Source organism: Bradyrhizobium sp. 1, from assembly GCF_023073315.1.
Classification (GTDB): Bacteria; Pseudomonadota; Alphaproteobacteria; order Rhizobiales; family Xanthobacteraceae; genus Bradyrhizobium.
The window spans coordinates 53,519-76,089 of sequence record NZ_JADPJH010000010.1; the positions used below are offsets into that span (position 1 = coordinate 53,519).

Sequence of the window (22,571 nt, forward strand, 5' to 3'; positions counted from 1 at the left end):
TCGTGAGGCGCGGGCATTGAGTAACAATTTCGTCGCGCCGCGTTTCTTCGCGCAGGCCATACCACCCTACACCGAAGGCATGCGCGTCGGCCTGCTCGGCGGCTCGTTCAATCCGCCGCACCAGGCCCATCGCGCAATCAGCCAGTTCGCGCTGAAACGCCTCCAGCTCGATCGCGTGTGGTGGCTGGTGACCCCCGGCAATCCGCTGAAGGAGAACGGCAATCTGCATGAGCTCGGCGAGCGCATGCAGGCCGCGCGCGACGTCGCCAACGATTCCAGGATCGAGGTGAGCTGTCTCGAATCCGTCATTCGTACCCGCTATACTATCGACACGATCAACACCTTGCGCCGCCGCCTCTCGGGCTTGCGCTTTGTCTGGATTATGGGCGCCGACAATCTCGCTCAATTCCACCGTTGGCAGCACTGGCGGCGCATCGCCGACCAGGTGCCGATTGCGGTCATCGATCGCCCGCCGCAGAGTTTTCGCGCCCTCGCCTCTCCCGCCGCCCAGGCACTCGCGCGCTACCGCTTGCCCGAGAATAAGGCAGCATTGCTCGCGGATCAGCCGGCACCGGCCTGGGTCTTCCTGACGGGAATGAAGTTGAATCTCTCTTCGACCGGCTTACGGAACCCGGACGGAAGCTGGAAAGGTACGAAGTGAGTCAGACTGTACGGAAACGGGGCTCTCTGGCATATTGAAACCCTTAACCCCACATGATGTAGTGTAACCAGTGAGCGCTGGATTCGGCGTTCGCGATACAGTGAAAGGAATGGTCCCTGACCACATCTGTATTGTCCAAGTCAGCTTCGACGAAGTCTGTTTTACCCAAGGTTGCCAAGCCTACGCGTAAAACACCGACCAAAGCTGCGGCCTTGATGGCGCAACCCGACGCCGACAAGACCCTGAGCCTGATCCTCTCCCGCCTCGACGACATGAAGGCGGAAGAGACGGTCACCATCGACCTTCGCGGCAAATCGGCTTACTCCGACTACATGATCGTCACCACCGGCCGTGCGAACCGGCACGTCGGCGCGATCGCGGAGAACGTCGCCAAGGGTCTCAAGGAAAACGGCATCAAGAACATCCACGTCGAGGGCTTGCCCAATTGCGACTGGGTGCTGATCGATTCCGGCGATGTGATCGTGCACGTGTTCAGGCCCGAGGTGCGTGAGTTCTACAGCCTCGAGCGGTTGTACACGCAGGGCCCAGGCGCGGCGAAGGCGATCCAGGCGACTTGAGCCGATTTCGAATCGGCTGACGCGCATGCTAGCGTCGTGCGCGCGCAATTTGCGCGCGGTCTTGAAAACGCGACTCCGAAAATATCATGCGTGTTGCTGTCATTGCGGTGGGCCGGCTGAAGCAGGGCCCCGAACGGGAGCTTGCCGACCGCTATTTCGAGCGGTTCGACGAAGCCGGCCGCAAGCTTGGATTCCGCGAGCTCTCGATCCACGAAATCTCCGAAAGCCGCGCGCGCGACACCGCGACGCGGATGGCCGAGGAAGCCGCGGCGATCTCCGCGCACATCCCGGAAAAATCGATCCTGGTGGCGCTGGACGAGCGCGGCCAGAATCTCGATTCCACCGTATTCGCACGGCACCTCGGGCGCTGGCGCGACGAGGGGGCCGGACATACTATCTTCGTAATCGGAGGGGCGGACGGACTTTCGCCCGAATTGCGCCGTAAGGCCAAGCTCGCGATCGCGTTCGGCTCTGCGACCTGGCCGCACCAAATGGTCCGCGTCATGCTTCTGGAACAGCTTTATCGGGCCGCCACCATTCTGGCCGGCCATCCCTATCACCGCGCGTGATGCGCGCCACAACGAGCACCTTTGTCTAAAGCGATGCGAGCGCCCGTCCTCAACCTGCTGCTGATCGCGAGCGTCTCAGGCGCAAGCCTCGCGCAAGCTCAGTCGCCGGCGCCTCAGACCGCAGCCGTCTCGCCTGACGCGATCAAGCAGCGCGAGCAGGAGCTGGAAGCCGCGCGCGCGAGCAAGAAGAGCGCGGAAGAGGCGCAGGCCAAGCTGAAGTCGGAGATCTCTTCCCTCGGCCAGGACCGCACCCAGCTCAATCAGCAATTGATCGACACCGCCGCCAATGTGCGCACCGTCGAGACCAAGATCGACGAAGCCGAAGTGCGGCTGAAGTCGCTGAACGGCCGCGAGCAGGCGATGCGCTCTTCGCTTGATTCGCGCCGCGCCGACATCGTCGAGGTGCTGGCGGCCCTGCAGCGCGCCGGCCGGCGCACGCCGCCGGCGCTGCTGGTGCGTCCCGAAGACGCGCTGCAATCCCTGCGCACCGCGATGCTGCTCGGCGCGGTCGTGCCTGAATTGCGCGGCCGCGCGGAAAAGATCGCGGGCGAGCTCGGCGAACTCGTGGCCCTGCGCAAGACCATCGCCGGCGAACGCGACCAGCTCGCCTCCGATCGCGACAAGGTCCGCAACGACCAGACACGTCTGACCGCCCTGGTCGACGAGCGGCAGCGCCAGCAGGCCTCGCGGGAAAAAGACCTCGACGCCGAGAACTCGCGCGCCATCGCGCTGTCAAGGCAGGTCGGCGATCTCCAGGGGCTGATCGCCAAGATGGAGCAGGACCTGCAAAGCGCCGCCAAGGCTGCCGAGAAGGCGGCCGAGGCCGCGAGGCAGGCCGAGGCCAAGGCAGCTGCAAACGCGGCCGCCAACGTCAAACCCGGCCCTGGCGCTTTCAAGGACCGGTCCCGGACCACCCCGGCGATCGCCTTTGCCGCGGCCAAGGGGCTCCTGCCGCTTCCAGTTAACGGTAACAAGATCAGGGACTTTGGCGGTTCCGACGGCGTCGGCGGGGTCCAGAAGGGCATTTCGCTGGCAAGCCGGCCCGGCTCCCAGGTCACGACGCCGTGTGATGGCTGGGTGGTCTATTCGGGACCGTTCCGTAGCTATGGACAACTCTTGATCCTCAATGCCGGTGGCGGGTATCATGTCCTGATCGCCGGGATGGAGCGCATTTCGGTCAACATCGGTCAGTTTGTGCTCACGGGGGAGCCGGTGGCGACGATGGGGTCGACCTCTCAAGTCGCTTCCATTCTCGCCACGAACGCGAGTCAACCTGTGCTGTATGTCGAGTTCCGTAAGGACGGCACTCCAATCGATCCAGGCCCATGGTGGGCCGCAAATGAAGGCGAGAAGGTTCGCGGATGATGCGCAAGACTTCAGTTATCCTCCTCAGCGCGGCCACGGGTGCTGCGCTGACGCTGTTCGTGACCCAGCCGCGCGCGGTGTTCATGGGCTCCAGCGCGCGAGCCGCGACCGCGGACACCTATCGCCAGCTCAATCTGTTCGGCGACGTCTTCGAGCGCGTGCGCTCCGACTATGTCGAGAAGCCCGACGACACCAAGCTGATCGAATCCGCCATCAGCGGCATGCTCACCGGCCTCGATCCGCATTCGAGCTACATGGACGCGAAGAGCTTCCGCGACATGCAGGTGCAGACCCGCGGTGAGTTCGGCGGTCTCGGCATCGAGGTCACGATGGAAGACGGCCTGATCAAGGTGGTCTCGCCGATCGACGACACGCCCGCCTCGCGCGCCGGCGTCATGGCCAACGACATCATCACCAATCTCGACGACGAAGCGGTGCAGGGCCTGACCCTGAACCAGGCGGTCGAGAAGATGCGCGGCCCCGTCAACACCAAGATCAAGCTCAAGATCATCCGCAAGGGCCAGGACAATCCGATCGACGTCACGCTGGTGCGCGACAACATCCGGGTACGCTCGGTGCGCGCACGCATCGAGGCCGACGACATCGCCTATATCCGCATCACCACCTTCAACGAGCAGACCACCGAAGGCCTGAAGCGGGAGGTCGCCAACCTCTCGAATCAGATCGGCGACAAGCTGAAGGGTTACGTCATCGACCTCCGCAACAATCCGGGCGGCCTGCTCGAGGAAGCGGTCACCGTCTCGGACTCATTCCTTGAGAAGGGCGAGATCGTGTCGACCCGCGGCCGCAATGCCGAGGAAACCCAGCGCCGCACCGCGCATGCGGGCGACCTCACCAAGGGCAAGCCTGTCATCGTGCTCGTCAACGGCGGTTCGGCCTCGGCGTCGGAAATCGTCGCCGGCGCGCTGCAGGACCACAAGCGCGCGACCATCGTCGGCACGCGCTCGTTCGGCAAGGGCTCGGTGCAGACCATCATCCCGCTCGGCTCGGGCAACGGCGCGCTGCGTCTGACCACGGCGCGCTACTACACGCCGTCGGGCAAGTCGATCCAGGCCAAGGGCATCGTGCCCGACATCGAAGTGCTCCAGGACGTGCCGGATGAGCTGAAGTCGCGCACCGACACCAAGGGCGAGGCTTCGCTGCGCGGCCATCTCAAGAACGACGGCGACGAGAAGACCGGCTCGCAGTCCTACGTCCCGCCGGACGCCAAGGACGACAAGGCGCTCAAGCTCGCCGACGATTTGCTCCACGGCATCAAGAACAGCGCCTCCGCAGCGCCAACGCCCGGCAGCGACAACAAGGGTACCACGACCGACAAGCCCAAAGCGGCGAACTAAGTCGGCGCGACCCACGCGATCTCCGGAAAAGGGCGGCTCCTCGAGCCGCCCTTTTTGCTTGGAACCCTGACGCCCCCCGGCCTCTCCCGGCCTGCCGCCGCTTGACCCCGGCGTGGTATCGTCGGCCGCAGTGATTCGGGATCGCGCATGACTGAAACGGCCGATGATCTGAGCACCCCGCTCGGACAGGACAAGCCGCGCCGCAAACGCCGGCTGCGGCTGCCGTTCACGGCCATGCAGCTGCTCGCGACCCTGCTCGGCCTGTTCCTGGTCGCCTTTGCCGGCTTTGCCATCTTCAACAAGGATCCGCTCGGCGGCGAGCCGATGACGCGGCTCGCGATCAGCGAGCCCAAAGCGACGGACGAGAAACCGGCTGCCTCCGGCCACGGCCAGGAGATCAAGCCGGAGAGCAAGCACGAGAGCAAGGAAGCGCCGAAGCAGGCGGGCGACCAGAAGACCGTCACCATGATCGACGGTTCCACCGGCACGCGCCACGACGTGGTGATCGGTGGCGATGCCGCCGACAAGGGCGAGGCGGCGGCCGCTTCCGCTCCGCCGCCGGTCATGGCCGGGATCGACCAAAAACTGCTGGAGAAATCGCGCTACGGCATGATCCCGGTGGTCGCCGGGGACATGAAGCCGTTCAACGTCTATGCGGCGGAGGGCGACCGCGCGAAGGCCGCCAGGATGCCGGTGGTCGCGATCGTGATCGGCGGCCTCGGCGTCGGCGCCGCCAAGACCACCGACGCCATCATGAAGCTGCCGCCGGCGGTGACGCTGGCGTTCACGCCTTATGGCTCCGATCCGGGAAAACTCGCCGAGCGGGCCCGCGCCCAGCGCCACGAGATCTTCCTCCAGATCCCGATGGAGCCCTACGACTTCCCGGACAACGATCCGGGGCCGCAGACGCTGCTGACCTCGCTCACCGCCGACCAGAACATGGACCGCCTGTACTGGCATCTGAGCCGGATGCAGGGCTATGCCGGCCTCACCAATTTCATGGGCGCCCGTTTCATCGCGACGGACGCGGCGATGCAGCCGATCATCCGCGAAGCGGCCAGGCGCGGCCTCGGCTTCTTCGACGACGGTTCCTCGCCCCGCAGCATCGCGTCCCAGGCCGCGGCCAGCGCGGCGATGCCGTTCGGCAAGGGTGACATCGCGATCGACGCGGTTCCGACCCCGACCGAGATCGACCGCGCCCTGAACAAGCTCGAAGCGACGGCCCGCGAGCGCGGCGCGGCCGTGGGCACCGCCTCCGCCCTCCCCGTCTCGATCGAGCGCATCGGCGCCTGGACCAAGACATTGAGCGACCGAGGTATCCTTTTGGTGCCATTGACAACCGCGATGCTGAAATCAAAATCCAGCTAAATCAACGGATTGGTTCGGCACGGGTCCGGCGGGGCCGACGTGCCTGCCAGCAGCACGCAAGAGGTCTGGCGGAATGGCGCGTTACGAGGATCTGCCCTACCGGACCTGCGTCGGCGTGATGCTGATCAACACCAAGGGGCTGGTGTTCATCGGCCGCCGCGCCGGCGGCATCGAGCATGTCGACGACGGCCATGTCTGGCAGATGCCGCAAGGCGGCGTCGATCCCGGCGAGGACAATTGGGCCGCCGCCAAGCGCGAGCTCTACGAGGAAACCAGCGTGCGCTCGGTCGAGCGGCTCGGCGAGGTCCCGGACTGGCTGATCTACGACATCCCCCGCACGATTGCTGGACGCGCCTGGAAGGGCCGCTATCGCGGCCAGCGCCAGAAATGGTTCGCGGTCCGCTTCACCGGCAAGGACAGCGAGATCAATGTCGAGAACCCCGGCGGCGGCCACAAGGCCGAATTCGTCAGCTGGCGCTGGGAGCCGATGAAGAACCTGACCGAGCTGATCATCCCCTTCAAGCGCCCGGTCTATGAGCGCGTGGTGAAGGAATTTTCGTCGCTCGTGGACGACTAAATCAAATTGTCATCCCGGGTTCGGTGCTAAGGCATCGCCTGGACTGACGACGAGAGATCCGCGCGTGACAAATGAAAAGCCCTACCGTCCCAATGTCGGGATCGCCTTGTTCAATGCCGAAGGCCGTGTGCTGATCGGCCACCGCTTCAAGGGTGACGGGCCCGAGATCATCCTGCCCGGCCTCGACTGGCAGATGCCGCAGGGCGGCGTCGACGAGGGCGAGGATCTGCGCGACGCGGCGATGCGCGAGCTCTGGGAAGAGACCAGCGTCAAGAGCGCGAGCTATCTTGGCGAGACGGACTGGCTCACCTACGAGTTCCCGCCTTACGACGGACCGCAGACGCATCGGCTGGCGAAATTCCGCGGCCAACGGCAAAAATGGTTCGCGCTGCGCTTCACCGGCAAGGATGACGAGATCGATCCGCTGACGCCGCGCAACGACCAGCCCGCGGAGTTCGATGCCTGGCGCTGGGAGCGGCTCGACCGCGTTCCCGATGTGGTCGTGCCGTTCCGCCGCGAGGTGTATCAGGCCGTGGCGAAGCAGTTTGCGCCCTTCGCAGCCTGAAACCGCGAAAACAACCCCATGCACAGTAGCGATGGGGTTGAAATCGTTAGAGGATTTTCGTCGGAGATTTGCGTGTGAGGCGGCCGCAACTCTCTCCGTTCCCTCCCCCCTTGCGGGGGAGGGTCAGGGAGAGGGGTGCCACACGAGGATTCTTTCGGACATGCACCGGCCTCGGTGCATGATCAACAACGGGCAGCTCTTCCTGGGCTACCCCTCTCCCTAGCCCTCCCCCGCAAGGGGGGAGGGAACCGACCTCCGTCGGCGCGCTAGTGGAGTCTCATTGCATCAGTTCGTCGGCCCCACCGTAAACGGACCGATCGCGATCACGTGGCAATCGCTGTCGTGCTTGACGCAATCGGCGAGCGCTGTGTTGACCGCGGTCTGCTCATCCGCGGCTTTCAAGCCGAGACCGGGGCGGCCTGCGGTACCGACCGCGACGGCGTTCCAGCCCATGGCATCGCCGAGCTTGCGCACGACCTCGTCGCGGGCGTCGGCCACGATGGAGGCGTTGCTGGCGGCATGGAAGAAGCCGGTGATCCTGAGCAAGGTCGGGATCGGCACGACAAAATTATCGTCGACCGCGACGATCATGCAGGCGACGCCGGCGATCGCGCCGCAGGATTCCAGCGAACGCCGCGCCGCATCGTCGGTTGATGGTGCGCCCAACGTCATGAAGTATTGACCGCCCGGGCCGAGCGCGACCGACCGCGATTTTGCCGCCGGCAGAAACATGTTCTCGAGCCGGATCTTGGCGGGATCGCGCACCATCGGAAAATCCTTCGACACGAAGGCCCGCTCGGTCATGGCATCGTGCCGGAAAAAAGGAGACGACGGCATCGGCGGCTTGCCGTGCGTGTAGACGACATTATTGCCGACCGCATAGAGCTCGCAGCGCCGCGGCGACTGCGCGGCATCGGCGCGCTTCTGGCACTGATCGAGCGCGCCGTTGCGCGCGGCCTCCTCGTTCGGCTGGTTCAATGCCGAGCCGGTGAAGCCGGCGATATTGAGCGCGAAGGCCTTGTAGTCGCCCGAGGCGGAATAATCGCCCGCCAGATAGCTGCGGACGCGCTCGTTGATGAACGGCACGCTGTCGGCAGCAAGCTTGCCTGTGAGCTGCGAAGCGGATGGTGACGACGCGGCCATCGGCGCCTTGGCGAGCTGGGTCGGCGCGAGGCTCGGAGCTGGACTCGGCGCCGCAGCCACCGCCGTCGGCGTCGCGCTCGGTGCGGCACTTGGTGTCGCGGCCGGCGTCACTGCGGCGGTGACCGTCTGCTTGAGCTTGGTGTTGTAGAGGAAGCCGGTGACGACGATGGCAACGACCGAGACGATTGCAACCACCAGCGGCCACATCCACACCGGTGCCGCGGCCATCTTGGAAGCCACCTTCTTCACCTTCGGCGTGGAGTAGGTGCCGTCCTCGCGCCGCATCGCCACCATGTAGGCGTGCACGGGCGTCGGGATGTTCTTGACTTCCTGCGCGCCGATATCGGCGAACTGCACCGACAGCTTGTTGGCGACCTGCTCGTGCACGGCGCGCGAGACGCAGATGCCACCGACCTCCGCGAGCCCCTCCAGCCGCGCGGCGATGTTGACGCCGTCACCCAGCAGATCGCCGTTGCGCTCGACGACATCGCCGATGGTGATGCCGATCCGGAACGACATCTGCCGGCTCGGCGGATAGGCCATGTTGCGGGTTCGCAAGCTCTCCTGGATGTCGATCGCGCAGCGCACCGCATCGACCGCGCTCGGAAATTCGGCGAGCACAGCATCGCCGGCCGTGTTGAAGATGCGTCCGCCGGCCTTCGCGATGAAATCGTCGATGACTTCACGGTAGGACGCCAGACGCCGCAGCGTCTCCTCCTCGTCTTCCGCAACGAGCCTTGAATAGCCGGCAATATCGGCCGCGAAAATCGCTGCGATCTTGCGCTTCATCTGCTACCCGCCCTGGAACTTCATCCGCGGCGGCAGAATGCCGCTATCTCCGGCGCGGTGCAACAAAGTTTCAGCGCCCGCCACTTTCGTGACGAGCGCTGAACTTGTTCAGGAATTTCGAGATCGAGCCCCGGAGCAGTGCGCCGGGGCTTAATGCATAGCCGTGGAGTTGAGCTGCTGCTGGATGCTCTTGTAGTGGTCGAGCCGCTCGATGGCGTGATCGAGCTCGCCGCCTTCGTGCTCCTTCAGACCCTCTTCCATCTCCGAGATCGTCGCGGCGAACTGGGCGCGGTCGAGCTCGGCCAGCGACGTCGCGACGTCGGCGAGCACTGTCAGGCCCTTTTCGGAGACTTCGGCGAGACCGCCGAGCACGATGACCTTCTCGTGGCGGCCAGCGGTGGTGATGGTGAGAATGCCCGGGCGGATCGCAGCCACGACCGGGGCATGTCCGGCCAGCACGCCGAAATCACCCTCGACGCCGGGGATGTCGACCTGGTCGACCTCGCCCGAGAATGCGAGCTTTTCCGGAGAGACGAGATCGAAATGGAAGGTGGCCATGGGAAACCTTGCGAATAGCGAATGGCGAATAGCGAGTTGCGAAAAGGAGCAGCGAAACTATTCGCTACTCCCCATTCGCCATTCGCCCCTTAAGCAGCTTCCGCCGCCAGCTTCTTGCCCTTCTCGATCGCCTCTTCGATGGTGCCGACCATGTAGAAGGCGGCTTCCGGCAAATGGTCATACTTGCCTTCGCAGAGGCCGCGGAATCCCTTGATGGTGTCCGCGAGGTCGACGAACTTGCCGGGCGAGCCGGTGAAGATTTCGGCGACGTGGAACGGCTGCGACAGGAAGCGCTCGATCTTGCGGGCGCGGGCCACCGTCAGCTTGTCCTCTTCCGAAAGCTCGTCCATGCCGAGAATGGCGATGATGTCCTGGAGCGACTTGTAGCGCTGCAGCACCTGCTGGACCTGACGCGCGGTGTCGTAGTGCTCCTGACCGACGACGAGCGGCGAGAGCATGCGCGAGGTCGAGTCGAGCGGGTCCACGGCCGGGTAGATGCCCTTTTCCGAGATCGCGCGGTTCAACACCGTGGTCGCGTCCAAATGCGCGAACGAGGTCGCGGGCGCCGGATCGGTCAAGTCGTCGGCCGGAACGTAGATGGCCTGCACCGAGGTGATCGAGCCCTTCTGCGTGGTCGTGATGCGCTCCTGCAGCGCGCCCATGTCGGTGGCGAGCGTCGGCTGATAACCCACGGCCGACGGAATACGGCCGAGCAGCGCCGACACTTCCGAACCCGCTTGCGTGAAGCGGAAGATGTTGTCGACGAAGAACAGCACGTCCTGGCCCTGGTCGCGGAAATGCTCGGCGACGGTCAGACCGGTGAGGCCGACGCGGGCGCGGGCGCCCGGAGGCTCGTTCATCTGGCCGAACACCAGCGCACACTTCGACTTCACGCTCGGATCCGGATTGTGCGGATCGGCGTTGACCTTGGACTCGATGAACTCGTGATAGAGGTCGTTGCCCTCGCGGGTACGCTCGCCGACGCCTGCGAACACGGAGTAACCGCCGTGCGCCTTCGCGACGTTGTTGATCAGCTCCTGAATCAGCACGGTCTTGCCGACGCCGGCGCCGCCGAACAGGCCGATCTTGCCGCCCTTCGCATACGGAGCAAGAAGATCGACGACCTTGATGCCGGTGACGAGAATTTCAGCTTCGGTCGACTGGTCGGTGTAGCTCGGCGCTTCCTGGTGGATGGCGCGCATGCCTTCGGACTGGATCGGGCCCGCTTCGTCGATCGGCTCGCCGATGACGTTCATGATGCGGCCGAGCGTGCCGGCGCCCACCGGAACCGAGATCGGCTGGCCGGTGTCGGTCACTTCCTGACCGCGGACCAGACCTTCGGTCACGTCCATCGCGATGGTGCGCACGGTGGACTCACCGAGATGCTGCGCAACTTCCAGCACGAGGCGGATGCTGCCGTTCCTGGTTTCCAGCGAATTGAGAATGGCCGGGAGATGGCCCTCGAACTGAACGTCGACGACGGCGCCCATGACCTGGGTGACGCGACCGACCGGGTTAGCTGCTGTAGCCATGAAGCTCTCCTTCGAAATTCTTTACTTGAACGACCGTCGTTAGTTCGTGCGTCAGACCGCCTCGGCGCCGGAGATGATCTCGATCAGCTCCTTGGTGATCTGGGCTTGACGGGTTCGGTTGTAGATTTGGGTTTGCTTGCGGATCATTTCGCCGGCATTGCGGGTGGCGTTGTCCATCGAGCTCATCTGCGCGCCGTAGAACGAAGCGTTGTTTTCCAGCAGCGCACGGAAGATCTGCACCGCGATGTTGCGCGGCAAAAGGCCCGAGAGGAGTTCGTCCTCCTCCGGCTCATATTCGTAGGACGTCGACGGCGCGTTCGCCGCCTTTTCTTCCACCACCAGCGGAATGATCTGCTGCGCGGTCGGGATCTGGGCGATCACCGACTTGAACTGCGCGTAGAACAGCGTGCAGACGTCGAACTCGCCGTTCTCGAAACGCGCCAGAACCTTCCTGGCGATGTCCTCGGCATTGGCGAAGCCGAGCTGACGAACGCTGCGCAGGTCGAGATGCTCGACGATCTGCTTGTCGAACAGACGGCGAAGCTGCTCATAGCCCTTGCGGCCGACGCAGAAGAATTTGACGTCCTTGCCCTGCGCCATCAGCGCCTGGGCGCGCTCGCGCGCGAGGCGCACGATCGAGGAGTTGAAGGCGCCGGACAGGCCGCGCTCGCCGGTGCAAACCAGCAGCAAGTGAACCTGGTCCTTGCCGGTGCCGGCCAGCAGCGTCGGCGCGCCGGGCGAACCCGCGGCAGCGCTGGCGATGTTGGAGATCACCGCGCTCATCTTGTCGGCATAGGGGCGTGCAGCTTCCGCCGCCTGCTGGGCGCGGCGCAACCTGGAGGCGGCGACCATCTGCATGGCCTTGGTGATCTTCTGCGTCGCCTTGGTGGAGGCGATGCGGACCCGCATGTCTTTAAGTGAAGCCATTCTTCGTTCACCCCGACGGTTCGACCCTTGCGATCAAACCGCTAGCTTGTCCCTGTCGTCATGCCCGGGCTTGTCCCGCGCATCCAAATCTTCGTCCCCACGCGGTGAGGCGTGAATGGCCGGGACAAGAAGCCCGGCCATGACGGCTCTCTAATTACGCGAAGCTCTTCGCAAAACCCTCGACAACCGACTTCAGCTTGGCGGCCGAGTCGTCCGAGAGATCGCGGCTGTCGCGGATCGCGTTGAGGATCTCGACGTTCTTGCCGCGCAGCAGCGACAGCAGACCGTCCTCGAACGCGCGCACCTTGTTCACCGGGAGCGGATCGAGATAGCCGTTGGTGCCGGCCCAGATCACGCAGACCTGCTCTTCCATCTTCAGCGGCGCGAATTGCGGCTGCTTCAGGAGTTCGGTCAGGCGCGAGCCGCGATTCAGCAGGCGCTGGGTCGAGGCGTCGAGATCGGAGCCGAACTGCGCGAACGCCGCCATTTCGCGGTACTGCGCGAGCTCGCCCTTGATCTTGCCGGCGACCTTCTTGGTGGCCTTGGTCTGCGCCGACGAACCGACGCGCGACACCGACAGACCGACGTTCACCGCGGGACGGATGCCCTGGAAGAACAGGTCGGTTTCCAGGAAGATCTGACCGTCGGTGATCGAGATGACGTTGGTCGGAATGTAGGCCGACACGTCGTTGGCCTGGGTTTCGATGACCGGCAGCGCCGTCAGCGAGCCCGAGCCCTGGTCCTTGTTCAGCTTCGCCGCGCGTTCGAGCAGGCGGGAATGCAGATAGAACACGTCGCCGGGATAGGCTTCGCGGCCCGGCGGGCGGCGCAGCAGCAGCGACATCTGGCGGTAGGCGACGGCCTGCTTGGACAGATCGTCATAGATGATGACCGCGTGCATGCCGTTGTCGCGGAAATACTCGCCCATGGTGCAGCCGGTGAACGGGGCGATGTACTGCATCGGCGCCGGATCCGACGCGGTGGCGGCGACGATGATCGAGTACTCGAGCGCGCCCTGCTCTTCCAGCACCTTCACGAACTGGGCAACCGTCGAACGCTTCTGGCCGATCGCGACGTAGACGCAATACAGCTTGATGTTCTCGTCGGGCTGCGCGTTGAGCGGCTTCTGGTTCAGGATGGTGTCGAGCGCAATCGCGGTCTTGCCGGTCTGGCGGTCGCCGATGATCAGCTCGCGCTGGCCACGGCCGATCGGGATCAGGGCGTCGATCGCCTTGAGGCCGGTCGCCATCGGCTCGCTCACCGACTTGCGCGGAATGATGCCGGGCGCCTTGACGTCGACGCGCATGCGCTTGTCGGCCTGGATCGGGCCCTTGCCGTCGATCGGGTTGCCGAGCGCGTCGACGACGCGGCCGAGCAGGCCCTTGCCGACCGGCGCGTCCACGATGGCGCGGGTGCGCTTGACGGTCTGGCCTTCCTTGATCTCACGGTCGCCGCCGAAAATAACGATACCGACGTTGTCGGTTTCGAGGTTCAGCGCCATGCCGCGCGTGCCGTTCTCGAACTCGACCATTTCGCCGGCCTGGACGTTGTCCAGACCGTAGACGCGAGCGATACCGTCGCCGACGGACAGCACCTGTCCGACTTCGGAGACTTCAGCTTCCTGGCCGAAATTCTTGATCTGGTCCTTGAGGATCGCGGAAATTTCCGCGGCGCGGATGTCCATCAGCCTGCCTCTTTCATCGCGTGCTTGATCGAATTGAGTTTGGTGCGAAGCGAACTATCGATCATGCGGCTGCCAAGTTTCACCACGAGGCCACCGATGATCGAGGGGTCGACATTCACGTTGAGCGCGACGTCCTTGCCGGTCACCGACTTCAGGGCAACCTTGAGGGCGTCGAGATTCTTGTCCGAAAGCGCTTCCGCCACGGTGACGTCGGCCGTCACCTCACCCTTGAACCGGGCGACCAGGGCGCGGTAGGCGCGGATGACGTCACTCACCGCGAACAGGCGGCGATTGGCGGTCAGGACTTTGAGGAAATTGGCGGAGATGCCAGCGATACCGGCCTTGTCCAGCACGGCCGAGAGGGCCCTGGACTGGACCTCGGCCGAGAACACCGGGCTGCGGACGAGGCGCTTCAGATCGGCGCTCTCGTTCAGCAAGGCCTCGAATTTGGCGAGATCGGCTTTGACCTCGTCGACCACTTTCTGGTCGCGGGCCAGTTCAAACAAGGCCGTTGCATAACGGCCGGACACACCGGAAACGGACGTATCTTCTGCAGCCACAGACGTGCTCTTTTTGCTGTCAAACTCGCAAGGGAAAAACCGTCGCCACAAAGCGGCGCCTAGCGATCCAAGCCCTTGGAATTCAAGCGGGACTTCGATTTTCGGCCGACACGGGAGGTGCCGGGTCCGTTAAAATCGCGGCTTTGCTAACATAGCAGGCGCGCACGTGCAACATGACGCCAAATTAAAGGCACGACGTTCTGTCGCCAGTTCGTCGCACTCCACGACGCTTCGACGATGATCCGATGACGACCTGCCACGCCACGGAATTGCCATGCGCCTGACGGCGCCGTCCCGCCCATTCGTTCCTGCCCTCAGCGCATAGCGGCCATGAACACGGATCGCTGAGGCGTGACCGGAGCGGCTTTGCCGACCTTTCCCGAATACTTACCCAATTCTAAACGCGGGATGTGAGGACTTCGTTCTACAGTATTCGCAAGTAATAGACTGGTTAAAGAAACGTTAAAGCGGAAGATTACGGAACATCGGCTGCAATATCGATGCCAGTAACAAGATATTTCATGACGACACAGAACGGATTTACTGCCCAATTCATGCCTCATTGCCCAACCAAACGCCAACCCGCTCACAAACCTACGGGGGCTCCACTGGCCACATATGTGGCAATACTAGCTTAGGGACCACTAAATGCTGTCTTTGAAGACGCTGGGCTCTGTGACCCGGCCGCGTACGGCGATCGCTTTCGTCGCTGCAACTCTCATCGTCGGTGGAACTGCCACCGAAGCTTCCGCCAAATCCCGGCATCACCACCGGACCTCTCACCATCATCACCGCCACCACGCCCAGGCTGACACCAACACGACCTCCGATTGGCGCAATGCCAACGCGTCGATGACGCCGTCGTCGGGCACGGGCCGCAGCTTCTCCGGCATGGCCTCCTATTACGGCAACGAGTCCGGCAGCCGCACGGCTTCGGGCCAGCGCTTCAACCAGAACGCCATGACCGCAGCGCACCGTTCGCTGCCGTTCGGCACCAAGCTGCGCGTCACCCATGGCGGCTCGAGCGTCGTCGTCACCATCAATGACCGTGGCCCGTTCGTGCGCGGCCGTGTCCTCGACCTCTCCACGGGTGCGGCCCGCGCCATCGGCCTTACCGGTGCCGGCGTCGGCCGCGTCACCGCGGAAGTCGTCTCCTAACGCGCGATCAGCGCCTCACCTGAAAAGCGCAATTCTCGTTGTCGTCCGCATGGACATGTGAGCGGCGAGATCAGCGCGGGTGAAACAAGCCCGCCGTCTTGGGGGACGGCGGGCTTTTTCTCTTCGTCATTGCGAGCGAAGCGAAGCAATCCAGAATCTTTCCGCGGAAGCAATCTGGATTGCTTCGTCGCAAGGGCTCCTCGCAATGACGAGGAGAGAGTGTGGCTTCTACAAAAAGCTCTGCGGGTCCACGTCGACCTCGAGCTTCTGATTGCCCTTCGGCTTCGGGCAGACCGCGAGCCAGTTGCGCAGATAGTCCGACAGGTCGAAACCGCGCGCCGATTTCACCAGGATGCGGAAACGATAACGGCCCTTGATCACGGCGAGCGGGGCTTCCGCCGGGCCCAGCACCACCACGCGCTCGTCGCGCGGTGCGAGCGCAACGAGGCGGCGGCCGAGGCCTTCGGCGCTTGGGCGATCGCCGGCCGAGATGATCAGGCTCGCGAGCCGGCCGAACGGCGGATAGAGCGTGCGCTCGCGCAGATCGATCTCGCTGTCGTAAAAAGCCTCGCGGTCGCAGGCGATCAGCGCCTTCATCACGGGATGATCGGGCTGGTGGGTTTGCAAATAGCCGACGCCGCGGCCCTGCTCGCGCCCGGCACGGCCGATCACCTGGTTGAGCAATTGCCAGGTGCGTTCCGAGGCGCGCGGATCGCCGTTGCTGAGACCCAGATCCGCATCGACCACGCCGACCAGATTGAGCCGCGGGAAATTGTGGCCCTTGGCGACGAGCTGCGTGCCGATGATGATGTCGACGCGGCCTTCCGCGATCTCATTCAGTTCCGAGCGCATCGTCTCGATCGAGGTGATGAGATCGCTCGACAGCACCATGGTGCGCGCTTCCGGGAACAGTGCGGCCGCCTCCTCCTGCAAGCGCTCGACGCCAGGCCCGACCGCGACCAGTGATTCCTCCGCCGCGCAATGCGGGCAGGTTTGCGGGCGCGGCATCGAGAAGCCGCAATGATGGCAGACCAGACGCTGGCGAAAGCGGTGATCGACCAGCCAGGCATCGCAGATGGTGCAGGCGAAGCGATGGCCGCAGGCACGGCACAGCGTCAGCGGCGCATAGCCGCGGCGATTGAGAAACAGCAGCGCCTGCTCGCGCTTTTCGATCGCTTTTCTGATCTCGGAGGCCAGGCGCGGCGAGATATAGCGGCCGCGCGCGGGCGGCTCGCGGCGCATGTCGATGGCCTCGATATGCGGCATGTGTTGGCCGCCGAAGCGCGAAGGCAGCGCGATGCGCTGATAGCGGTTCTTGCGCGCGTTGACCTCGGACTCGACCGAGGGCGTGGCCGACGCCAGCACGATCGGAATTTTTGCGATATGCGCGCGCACCACCGCCATGTCACGCGCGTGGTAATGCACGCCCTCGTCCTGCTTGTAGGCCTGGTCGTGCTCTTCATCGACGATGATGAGGCCGAGATTGCCGTAAGGCAGAAACAGCGCCGAGCGCGCGCCGACCACGACCGGCGCAGTGCCTTCCGAGATCGCCGCCCAATTGCGGGCGCGGGTGCGCGGCGTCAGCTCCGAATGCCATTCGATCGGCCGCACGCCAAAACGTTGCGCGAAGCGGTCGAGGAACTGGCCGGTCAGCGCGATCTCCGGCATCAGGATCAGCGACTGTTTTCCGCGACGGATCGCCTCGGCCACGGCTTCGAAATAGACCTCGGTCTTGCCCGAGCCGGTGACGCCGTCGAGCAGCGCGACGTGGAAGGTGCCGTTAGCGGCAAGCGCGCGCAACGTATCGGCCGCAGCGCGCTGGAGCGGCGAAAAATCCGGCTGGCTGAAATCCGGATCAGGGGCTGGCGGCGGTGGCGGCGGCGGCATCGGCTCGACCGTGAGCGTGCCTTCATCGACGAGGCCGTCGATCACGCCGGCGGAGACACCGGCTTCCCTGGCGGCTTCCGACTTGCCGTGCAGCAGCCGGTCCGACAGCACCTCGATCAGGCGCTGCCGTGCCGGCGTCAGCCGTTTGGGGGGATCGCCGGCCAGGCGCACGCCGGCACGGACCCGCTCGAGGCCGAGATTCTCGCCCATCCGCAGGCACATGCGCAGCACCATGCCGCGCGGGCTTAGCGTGTAATTGGCGACCCAGTCGACCACTGAGCGCAGCTCGGGCTTCAACGGCGGAATGTCGAGCTTTTCGCTGACGTCCTTGAGGCGGTTGTGCAGGCGCGGATCGGGATTGGCGTTTTCCGCCCAGACCACGGCCAGCACCTCGCGGGGCCCTAGCGGCACGCCGATGAGATCGCCCGCCTTCAGCTCCATGCCGCGCGGCACCTTGTAGGAATAAGTCTGGTCGAGCGCGACCGGCACCAGCACGTCGACCATGCGGGTCGCGTTGGCGGGGGTGGTCGCGCTGCGGGACGAATGATCCATGGATGGAGAATCGGAACCTGGGGGCCTTGAGGCTAGCGCCGCAGAGCGGCCTTAGCGAACAGTAAACGGGTGTGATGCGATATACTGTGCGGAATCATTACGTCCAGAGCGCATGAGCAAAGCGGCCGCCCCATTGATCGAGCTCGCCAGCGCCGATCCCTCGATCGCGCTGGAGATGACGCGCTGGCTGTCGCATCTCGGCGCCGAGCGGCGGCTGTCGCCGAAGACGCTGGAGGCTTATAGCCGCGACTTGCGGCAGTGCCTGGATTTCCTTTGCGCCCATTGGGGCGAGCGCGTGACGCTCAAACGTTTCGCATCGCTGGAAGCCACCGATATCCGCGCCTTCATGGCGATGCGCCGTGCCGACGACATTGCCGGCCGTTCACTGATGCGCGCGCTGGCGGGCCTGCGCTCGTTCGGCCGATTTCTGGAACGCGAAGGCAAAGGCAAGGTCGGCGCGTTGTCGGCGATCCGCGCGCCGAAGGTGGCGAAGACCTTGCCGAAGCCGCTGCCGATGGCATCGGCAAAGCGTCTTGCGGATGCCGACGAACGCGCTGGCGAAGACCGCGAGACCTGGATCCTGGCGCGCGATGCCGCGGTGATGGCACTGCTCTATGGATCAGGCCTGCGCATCTCCGAAGCGCTCGGCCTAAAGCGCCGCGAGGTGCCGCGCGCCGGCGAAGGCGACGTGCTGATCGTGACAGGCAAAGGCAACAAGACCCGGATGGTGCCGGTGCTGCAAAACGTGCTGGCGCTGGTCGACGAGTATGTGGGGATGTGCCCGTATCCGCTGCCGGCGGAAGGCCCGATCTTCGTCGGCGCCCGCGGCGGCCCGCTCAGCCCGCGCATCATCCAGCTCGCGATGGAGCGGCTGCGCGGCGCGCTTGGCCTGCCCGACAGCGCCACGCCGCACGCACTCCGGCATTCCTTCGCCACGCATCTGTTGTCACGCGGCGGGGACCTGCGCGCGATCCAGGAATTGCTCGGCCATTCCTCACTCTCGACCACGCAGATCTACACCGGCATCGATTCTGAACGGCTGCTGGAAGTCTACGCCAGCGCCCATCCAAGGCGCTGAAAGAGACGCTGAATTGCCGCCAAATCCTGACATCAAGCTGTCATGGCTTGCGTGCCTCTTGCGCGGCGCCTTCGGTTCGGTCAATCGTTACGGAACCGAGGCAGGAGGGAATCATGAGCGCACATGAAAGCATGGAGCATGCCGAGCATGCCGAGCACGCGTCCGGCTCGAACAAGAAGATCGCGCTGCTGATCGCCGTGCTGGCGCTGTTCCTGGCGATCTCGGAGACGCTCGGCAAGGGCGCCCAGACCGAATCGATCAGCAAGAACGTCGAGGCTTCCAACCTCTGGGCGTTCTTCCAGGCGAAAAGCATCCGCCGTACCGTGGTGCAGACCGCAGCCGACCAGGGCAAGCTGATCCTCGGCGCGGCGAGCGACGAGGCCAACAAGGTGGCCGTGCAGAAGCAGATCGAGGACTGGCAGAAGACCGCGCAGCGCTACCGCTCGGAGCCGGAGACCGGCGAAGGTACCGAGCAGCTCGCCGAAAAGGCCAAGCACGCCGAGCACGAGCGCGATGAGGCGACCGCGAAATACCATCACTTCGAGCTGGCGTCCGCCGCCTTCCAGATCGGCATCGTGCTGGCGTCGGCGACCATCATCACCGGCATGGTCGCGCTCGCTTACATCGCTGGCCTGCTGACGCTGGCCGGCCTTGCGATGACCGTGCTCGGCGCGTGGTGGCCGCATCTGCTGCATCTGCACGGGTAGGGTGTTACGCGCACCGCTGTCATGCCCCGCGAAGGCGGGCATCCAGTACGCCGCAGCCTCTCGATTCAATAACGACTGTCTGTGGAATACTGTGATCGCCCGGACAAGCCGGGCGATCACAGTGAGTGTGTGGCAGGCAGCTAGCGCGCCTCGTGCACGCTTTTGCGAAAACGCTGGATCAAACGCAGCGTGCGGGAGGACCAGCCTTCGCCGTTGCCGGCGATCAGCTCGCGGATGCGCCGCTTGATCGGGTCGACCAGCTCCGCGGCTTTTGCCCGCAGCTTCATCACGAGGGCGTAGAGCCGCTCGAACCAGCCCATCTCCATCAGCTTGTCGCGCGTGACGTCGAACACGAAGGCGGTGACGCCGACGCCGAGCAGCTTTGCGAACAGGATGGTGAAGACCGCGCTGGTCCAGTACTCATGCGTGAGCAGCCACAGGCCGACCAGCTTGAGCGGAAACAGCGGGATGACGGGGACCGCGAACACGATCAGCGTCATGGCCGGCGACAGTGCATCGACGCGCTCCGACAGCCATTGCTTGAACCGGGCGAGCGGGATGATGGCGACAACCCGCGCGACGATCGGCTCGAGATGGTCCCACAGCCAGGCTTCGATCAGGAAGATGATCGCCAGCAGGACCCAGACCGGTTGAAGAAGGCGGCGCAGCATGTGTTTCCCGCCCGATTCGGTGCTGGGCGCGTCCCTACATATGGATGGCCCGTTTGCCGACTGCAAGCGCGGCTTCCTTGACGGCCTCCGAGCGGGTCGGATGGGCGTGGCAGGTGCGCGCGAGATCTTCCGCGCTGCCGCCGAATTCCATGAGAACGCAGGCTTCATGGATCATTTCGCCGGCCTCAATGCCGATAATGTGCACGCCGAGCACGCGATCGGTCTTTGCGTCTGCGAGAATCTTCACAAAGCCGTCGGTGGTCTGGTTGACCTTGGAGCGGCCGTTGGCGGTAAAGGGAAACTTCCCGACGGTATAAGCGACGCCCGCCTGCTTCAGCTCCTCCTCGGTCTTGCCGACGGAGGACACTTCCGGCGTGGTATACACGACGCCTGGGATAACGTCGTAATTCACGTGGCCGGCCTGGCCTGCGATGATCTCCGCAACGGCTACGCCTTCGTCCTCGGCCTTGTGCGCGAGCATGGGGCCGGCGACGACGTCGCCGATGGCATAGACGCCCTTCAGGCTGGTGGCGAAATGCGGATCGATCTGCACGCGACCACGGGGATCGAGCGCGACGCCGGCTTCCTTCAGGCCGAGACCGTCCGTGTAGGGCACGCGGCCGATGCAGACGAGCACGACGTCGGCTTCCAGTGTCTCCGCGGCGCCGCCGGCAGCGGGCTCGATCGTCGCCTTCAGCGTCTTGCCTGAGGTGTCGACCGCGGTGACCTTGGCGCCGAGCTTGAACGCAAAGCCCTGCTTTTCGAGTATGCGCTGGAATTGCTTGGCGATCTCGCCGTCCATGCCGGGCAGGATGCGGTCCAAAAATTCAACGACGACGACTTCGGCGCCGAGACGATGCCAGACCGAACCGAGCTCAAGGCCGATCACGCCGGCGCCGACGATGAGCAACTTGCCGGGGACCTTGTCCAGCGACAGCGCGCCGGTGGACGAGACGATACGCTTCTCGTCGATCTCGATGCCCTTGAGGCGCGCGATGTCCGAGCCGGTGGCGATCACGATGTTCTTGGTCTCGATCAGCTGCGACTTGCCGTCGGCGGAGACTTCGACCTTGCCGGTGCCAAGAATCTTGCCGGTGCCCTTGAGCACGTCGACCTTGTTCTTCTTCATCAGGAACTCGACGCCCTTGACGTTGCCGTCGATGCCCTGCTGCTTGAAGTTCATCATCGCCGGCAATTCGAGCTTCGGCGCCGGGACGCTGATGCCCATCTTGGCGAAGGAATGCCCGGCTTCCTCGAACATCTCGGACGCATGCAGCAGCGCCTTCGACGGCATGCAGCCGACATTGAGACAGGTGCCGCCGAGCGTGGCGTTCTTTTCGACCACAGCGACTTTCATGCCGAGCTGGCTGGCGCGCACCGCGCAGACATAACCGCCAGGTCCGGTGCCGATGACGACGAGATCGTAGGTAGCCATGAGAGAAAGTCCCGTGAGTTTAGCGTGATGAGGATGTGTCAGCGTCCGCGCGGGCCACGTCAGCGTCCGCCGGACACATCGAGCGTAGCTGCGGTTATGTAGGACGCCTCGTCCGACATCAGCCAGACGATGGCGTTGGCAATTTCGTCCGCGGTGCCGACGCGCTTCATCGGCACCATATGGGCCAGGCGATGATGCCGATCGGGCTCACCGCCGGAGGCGTGAATTTCGGTATCGATCAGGCCCGGACGGATGCCCGCGACGCGAATGCCTTCGCTTGCGACCTCGTAACCGAGGCCGATGGTGAAGGAATCGATCGCGCCCTTGGACGCGGCATAATCGACGTAAGTATTGGGCGCGCCGAGCTTGGCAGCAACCGATGACAGATTGACGATGACGCCGCCCTTGCCGCCATGCCTGGTCGACATCCGCTTGACGGCTTCGCGCGCGCAGAGGATCGAGCCGGTGACGTTGACCGCCATCACGCGCTGGATGCGCTCGGCCGACATCTCGTCGACGCGCACGCCGCTCTGGCCGACGATGCCGCCATTGTTGACGAGCGCGCCAAGCGTGCCGAACTTGTCGGCTTGCTTGAACAGTTCGACGATATCGCTTTCCTCGGCGACATCGCATTTCACCGCGATGGCCTTGCCGTTGCTGGCCGCGATCTGCGCGACGACCTCGTCGGCCGCCTGCTTGTTGCTGGCATAGCCGACGACGACGCGGAAGCCGCGCGCGGCGACCGCGAGCGCAGTCGCGCGACCGATGCCGCGGCTGCCGCCGGTGATGACAACGACTTTATCCGTCATGCGCGCCTCCATCTTTCGACAAACGCCGTCGCCCCTACAG

Annotated in this window: 21 protein-coding genes; 11 read left to right on the top strand and 10 right to left on the bottom strand. The window is 64.5% G+C overall.

The annotated features are described in order from the left end of the window. Positions 1 to 16: 16 nt before the first annotated feature. The 8 genes from IVB29_RS02845 to IVB29_RS02880 all read left to right on the top strand — a co-directional run bounded on the left by IVB29_RS02845 (position 17) and on the right by IVB29_RS02880 (position 7,041). Positions 17 to 661 (top strand): nicotinate-nucleotide adenylyltransferase, encoded by a 645-nt coding sequence (locus IVB29_RS02845; RefSeq protein ID WP_092027993.1) that lies wholly within the window; start codon positions 17 to 19, stop codon positions 659 to 661. 212 nt (positions 662 to 873) lie between these two features. Further along, positions 874 to 1,239, top strand: a complete 366-nt coding sequence (gene rsfS / locus IVB29_RS02850) for a ribosome silencing factor (protein ID WP_247501882.1) — start codon at positions 874 to 876, stop codon at positions 1,237 to 1,239. 86 nt (positions 1,240 to 1,325) lie between these two features. After that, the gene (gene rlmH / locus IVB29_RS02855; RefSeq protein ID WP_247501883.1) at positions 1,326 to 1,808 is read left to right on the top strand and encodes a 23S rRNA (pseudouridine(1915)-N(3))-methyltransferase RlmH; all 483 of its coding nucleotides are present in this window, start codon (positions 1,326 to 1,328) and stop codon (positions 1,806 to 1,808) included. Positions 1,809 to 1,841: 33 nt separating this feature from the next. Then, positions 1,842 to 3,173, top strand: a complete 1,332-nt coding sequence (locus IVB29_RS02860) for a peptidoglycan DD-metalloendopeptidase family protein (protein ID WP_247501884.1) — start codon at positions 1,842 to 1,844, stop codon at positions 3,171 to 3,173. Continuing rightward, the gene (locus IVB29_RS02865) at positions 3,170 to 4,531 is read left to right on the top strand and encodes a S41 family peptidase (RefSeq protein ID WP_247501885.1); all 1,362 of its coding nucleotides are present in this window, start codon (positions 3,170 to 3,172) and stop codon (positions 4,529 to 4,531) included. Before IVB29_RS02860 ends, IVB29_RS02865 begins: the two co-directional genes overlap by 4 nt. A 147-nt stretch (positions 4,532 to 4,678) precedes the next feature. Further along, entirely contained in the window at positions 4,679 to 5,899 is a 1,221-nt protein-coding gene (locus IVB29_RS02870) for a divergent polysaccharide deacetylase family protein (RefSeq protein WP_247501886.1), read from the top strand. A 73-nt stretch (positions 5,900 to 5,972) separates the two neighbouring features. Next, positions 5,973 to 6,476, top strand: a complete 504-nt coding sequence (locus tag IVB29_RS02875) for an RNA pyrophosphohydrolase (protein WP_247501887.1) — start codon at positions 5,973 to 5,975, stop codon at positions 6,474 to 6,476. Positions 6,477 to 6,540: 64 nt separating this feature from the next. Beyond that, the gene (locus tag IVB29_RS02880) at positions 6,541 to 7,041 is read left to right on the top strand and encodes an RNA pyrophosphohydrolase (RefSeq protein ID WP_247501888.1); all 501 of its coding nucleotides are present in this window, start codon (positions 6,541 to 6,543) and stop codon (positions 7,039 to 7,041) included. Between the two features lie 285 nt (positions 7,042 to 7,326). On the opposite strand, the gene IVB29_RS02885 is transcribed toward IVB29_RS02880, so the two are convergent. The 6 genes from IVB29_RS02885 to IVB29_RS02910 all read right to left on the bottom strand — a co-directional run bounded on the left by IVB29_RS02885 (position 7,327) and on the right by IVB29_RS02910 (position 14,234). Continuing rightward, positions 7,327 to 8,973, bottom strand: coding sequence for an adenylate/guanylate cyclase domain-containing protein (locus tag IVB29_RS02885; protein WP_247501889.1), 1,647 nt, complete (start codon positions 8,971 to 8,973; stop codon positions 7,327 to 7,329). Between the two features lie 150 nt (positions 8,974 to 9,123). Next, positions 9,124 to 9,531 (bottom strand): F0F1 ATP synthase subunit epsilon, encoded by a 408-nt coding sequence (locus IVB29_RS02890; protein WP_247501890.1) that lies wholly within the window; start codon positions 9,529 to 9,531, stop codon positions 9,124 to 9,126. An 89-nt stretch (positions 9,532 to 9,620) separates the two neighbouring features. Then, positions 9,621 to 11,063, bottom strand: coding sequence for a F0F1 ATP synthase subunit beta (atpD, locus tag IVB29_RS02895; RefSeq protein WP_247501891.1), 1,443 nt, complete (start codon positions 11,061 to 11,063; stop codon positions 9,621 to 9,623). A 51-nt stretch (positions 11,064 to 11,114) separates the two neighbouring features. Further along, positions 11,115 to 11,990 carry a F0F1 ATP synthase subunit gamma gene (locus IVB29_RS02900; protein ID WP_247501892.1) on the bottom strand — a complete coding sequence of 292 codons (876 nt, stop codon included), beginning with the start codon at positions 11,988 to 11,990 and terminating at the stop codon, positions 11,115 to 11,117. Positions 11,991 to 12,144: 154 nt separating this feature from the next. Further along, entirely contained in the window at positions 12,145 to 13,674 is a 1,530-nt protein-coding gene (atpA, locus tag IVB29_RS02905) for a F0F1 ATP synthase subunit alpha (RefSeq protein ID WP_247501893.1), read from the bottom strand. After that, positions 13,674 to 14,234 (bottom strand): F0F1 ATP synthase subunit delta, encoded by a 561-nt coding sequence (locus tag IVB29_RS02910; RefSeq protein WP_247501894.1) that lies wholly within the window; start codon positions 14,232 to 14,234, stop codon positions 13,674 to 13,676. Before IVB29_RS02910 ends, atpA begins: the two co-directional genes overlap by 1 nt. A gap of 648 nt (positions 14,235 to 14,882) precedes the next feature. Here IVB29_RS02910 and IVB29_RS02915 point away from each other — a divergent pair. Next, the gene (locus IVB29_RS02915) at positions 14,883 to 15,392 is read left to right on the top strand and encodes a septal ring lytic transglycosylase RlpA family protein (protein ID WP_247501895.1); all 510 of its coding nucleotides are present in this window, start codon (positions 14,883 to 14,885) and stop codon (positions 15,390 to 15,392) included. A 228-nt stretch (positions 15,393 to 15,620) separates the two neighbouring features. On the opposite strand, the gene IVB29_RS02920 is transcribed toward IVB29_RS02915, so the two are convergent. Further along, complete coding sequence (locus tag IVB29_RS02920) at positions 15,621 to 17,831, bottom strand: primosomal protein N' (RefSeq protein WP_247501896.1); 2,211 nt, start codon at positions 17,829 to 17,831, stop codon at positions 15,621 to 15,623. Positions 17,832 to 17,943: 112 nt separating this feature from the next. Here IVB29_RS02920 and IVB29_RS02925 point away from each other — a divergent pair, with 112 nt between their 5' ends. Then, a complete protein-coding gene (locus IVB29_RS02925) occupies positions 17,944 to 18,909 on the top strand; it encodes a tyrosine recombinase XerC (protein ID WP_247501897.1) in 966 nt (321 codons plus the stop codon). A gap of 113 nt (positions 18,910 to 19,022) precedes the next feature. Next, positions 19,023 to 19,616: a DUF4337 domain-containing protein gene (locus IVB29_RS02930; RefSeq protein ID WP_247501898.1), complete on the top strand. Its 594-nt coding sequence runs from the start codon at positions 19,023 to 19,025 to the stop codon at positions 19,614 to 19,616. Positions 19,617 to 19,756: 140 nt separating this feature from the next. Here the strand turns inward: IVB29_RS02930 and IVB29_RS02935 are convergent, their stop codons facing one another. Genes IVB29_RS02935 through IVB29_RS02945 form a run of 3 tightly spaced genes read right to left on the bottom strand, consistent with a single transcriptional unit; the run spans position 19,757 to position 22,531 of the window. Further along, the gene (locus tag IVB29_RS02935) at positions 19,757 to 20,287 is read right to left on the bottom strand and encodes a hypothetical protein (RefSeq protein ID WP_247501899.1); all 531 of its coding nucleotides are present in this window, start codon (positions 20,285 to 20,287) and stop codon (positions 19,757 to 19,759) included. A gap of 34 nt (positions 20,288 to 20,321) precedes the next feature. Next, positions 20,322 to 21,722, bottom strand: a complete 1,401-nt coding sequence (lpdA, locus tag IVB29_RS02940) for a dihydrolipoyl dehydrogenase (RefSeq protein ID WP_247501900.1) — start codon at positions 21,720 to 21,722, stop codon at positions 20,322 to 20,324. A gap of 59 nt (positions 21,723 to 21,781) precedes the next feature. After that, the gene (locus tag IVB29_RS02945; RefSeq protein ID WP_247501901.1) at positions 21,782 to 22,531 is read right to left on the bottom strand and encodes an SDR family oxidoreductase; all 750 of its coding nucleotides are present in this window, start codon (positions 22,529 to 22,531) and stop codon (positions 21,782 to 21,784) included. Between the last annotated feature and the right edge of the window lie 40 nt (positions 22,532 to 22,571).

What these genes read in the sequence shown, in the direction of transcription:
- rlmH (WP_247501883.1), top strand. Translation starts at nt 1,326, where the DNA reads ATGCGTGTTGCTGTCATTGCGGTGGGCCGGCTGAAGCAGGGCCCCGAA.
- IVB29_RS02860 (WP_247501884.1), top strand. Translation starts at nt 1,842, where the DNA reads ATGCGAGCGCCCGTCCTCAACCTGCTGCTGATCGCGAGCGTCTCAGGC.
- IVB29_RS02865 (WP_247501885.1), top strand. Translation starts at nt 3,170, where the DNA reads ATGATGCGCAAGACTTCAGTTATCCTCCTCAGCGCGGCCACGGGTGCT.
- IVB29_RS02870 (WP_247501886.1), top strand. Translation starts at nt 4,679, where the DNA reads ATGACTGAAACGGCCGATGATCTGAGCACCCCGCTCGGACAGGACAAG.
- IVB29_RS02875 (WP_247501887.1), top strand. Translation starts at nt 5,973, where the DNA reads ATGGCGCGTTACGAGGATCTGCCCTACCGGACCTGCGTCGGCGTGATG.
- IVB29_RS02885 (WP_247501889.1), bottom strand. Translation starts at nt 8,973, where the DNA reads ATGAAGCGCAAGATCGCAGCGATTTTCGCGGCCGATATTGCCGGCTAT.
- IVB29_RS02890 (WP_247501890.1), bottom strand. Translation starts at nt 9,531, where the DNA reads ATGGCCACCTTCCATTTCGATCTCGTCTCTCCGGAAAAGCTCGCATTC.
- atpD (WP_247501891.1), bottom strand. Translation starts at nt 11,063, where the DNA reads ATGGCTACAGCAGCTAACCCGGTCGGTCGCGTCACCCAGGTCATGGGC.
- IVB29_RS02900 (WP_247501892.1), bottom strand. Translation starts at nt 11,990, where the DNA reads ATGGCTTCACTTAAAGACATGCGGGTCCGCATCGCCTCCACCAAGGCG.
- atpA (WP_247501893.1), bottom strand. Translation starts at nt 13,674, where the DNA reads ATGGACATCCGCGCCGCGGAAATTTCCGCGATCCTCAAGGACCAGATC.
- IVB29_RS02915 (WP_247501895.1), top strand. Translation starts at nt 14,883, where the DNA reads ATGCTGTCTTTGAAGACGCTGGGCTCTGTGACCCGGCCGCGTACGGCG.
- IVB29_RS02920 (WP_247501896.1), bottom strand. Translation starts at nt 17,831, where the DNA reads ATGGATCATTCGTCCCGCAGCGCGACCACCCCCGCCAACGCGACCCGC.
- IVB29_RS02925 (WP_247501897.1), top strand. Translation starts at nt 17,944, where the DNA reads ATGAGCAAAGCGGCCGCCCCATTGATCGAGCTCGCCAGCGCCGATCCC.
- IVB29_RS02930 (WP_247501898.1), top strand. Translation starts at nt 19,023, where the DNA reads ATGAGCGCACATGAAAGCATGGAGCATGCCGAGCATGCCGAGCACGCG.
- IVB29_RS02935 (WP_247501899.1), bottom strand. Translation starts at nt 20,287, where the DNA reads ATGCTGCGCCGCCTTCTTCAACCGGTCTGGGTCCTGCTGGCGATCATC.
- lpdA (WP_247501900.1), bottom strand. Translation starts at nt 21,722, where the DNA reads ATGGCTACCTACGATCTCGTCGTCATCGGCACCGGACCTGGCGGTTAT.
- IVB29_RS02945 (WP_247501901.1), bottom strand. Translation starts at nt 22,531, where the DNA reads ATGACGGATAAAGTCGTTGTCATCACCGGCGGCAGCCGCGGCATCGGT.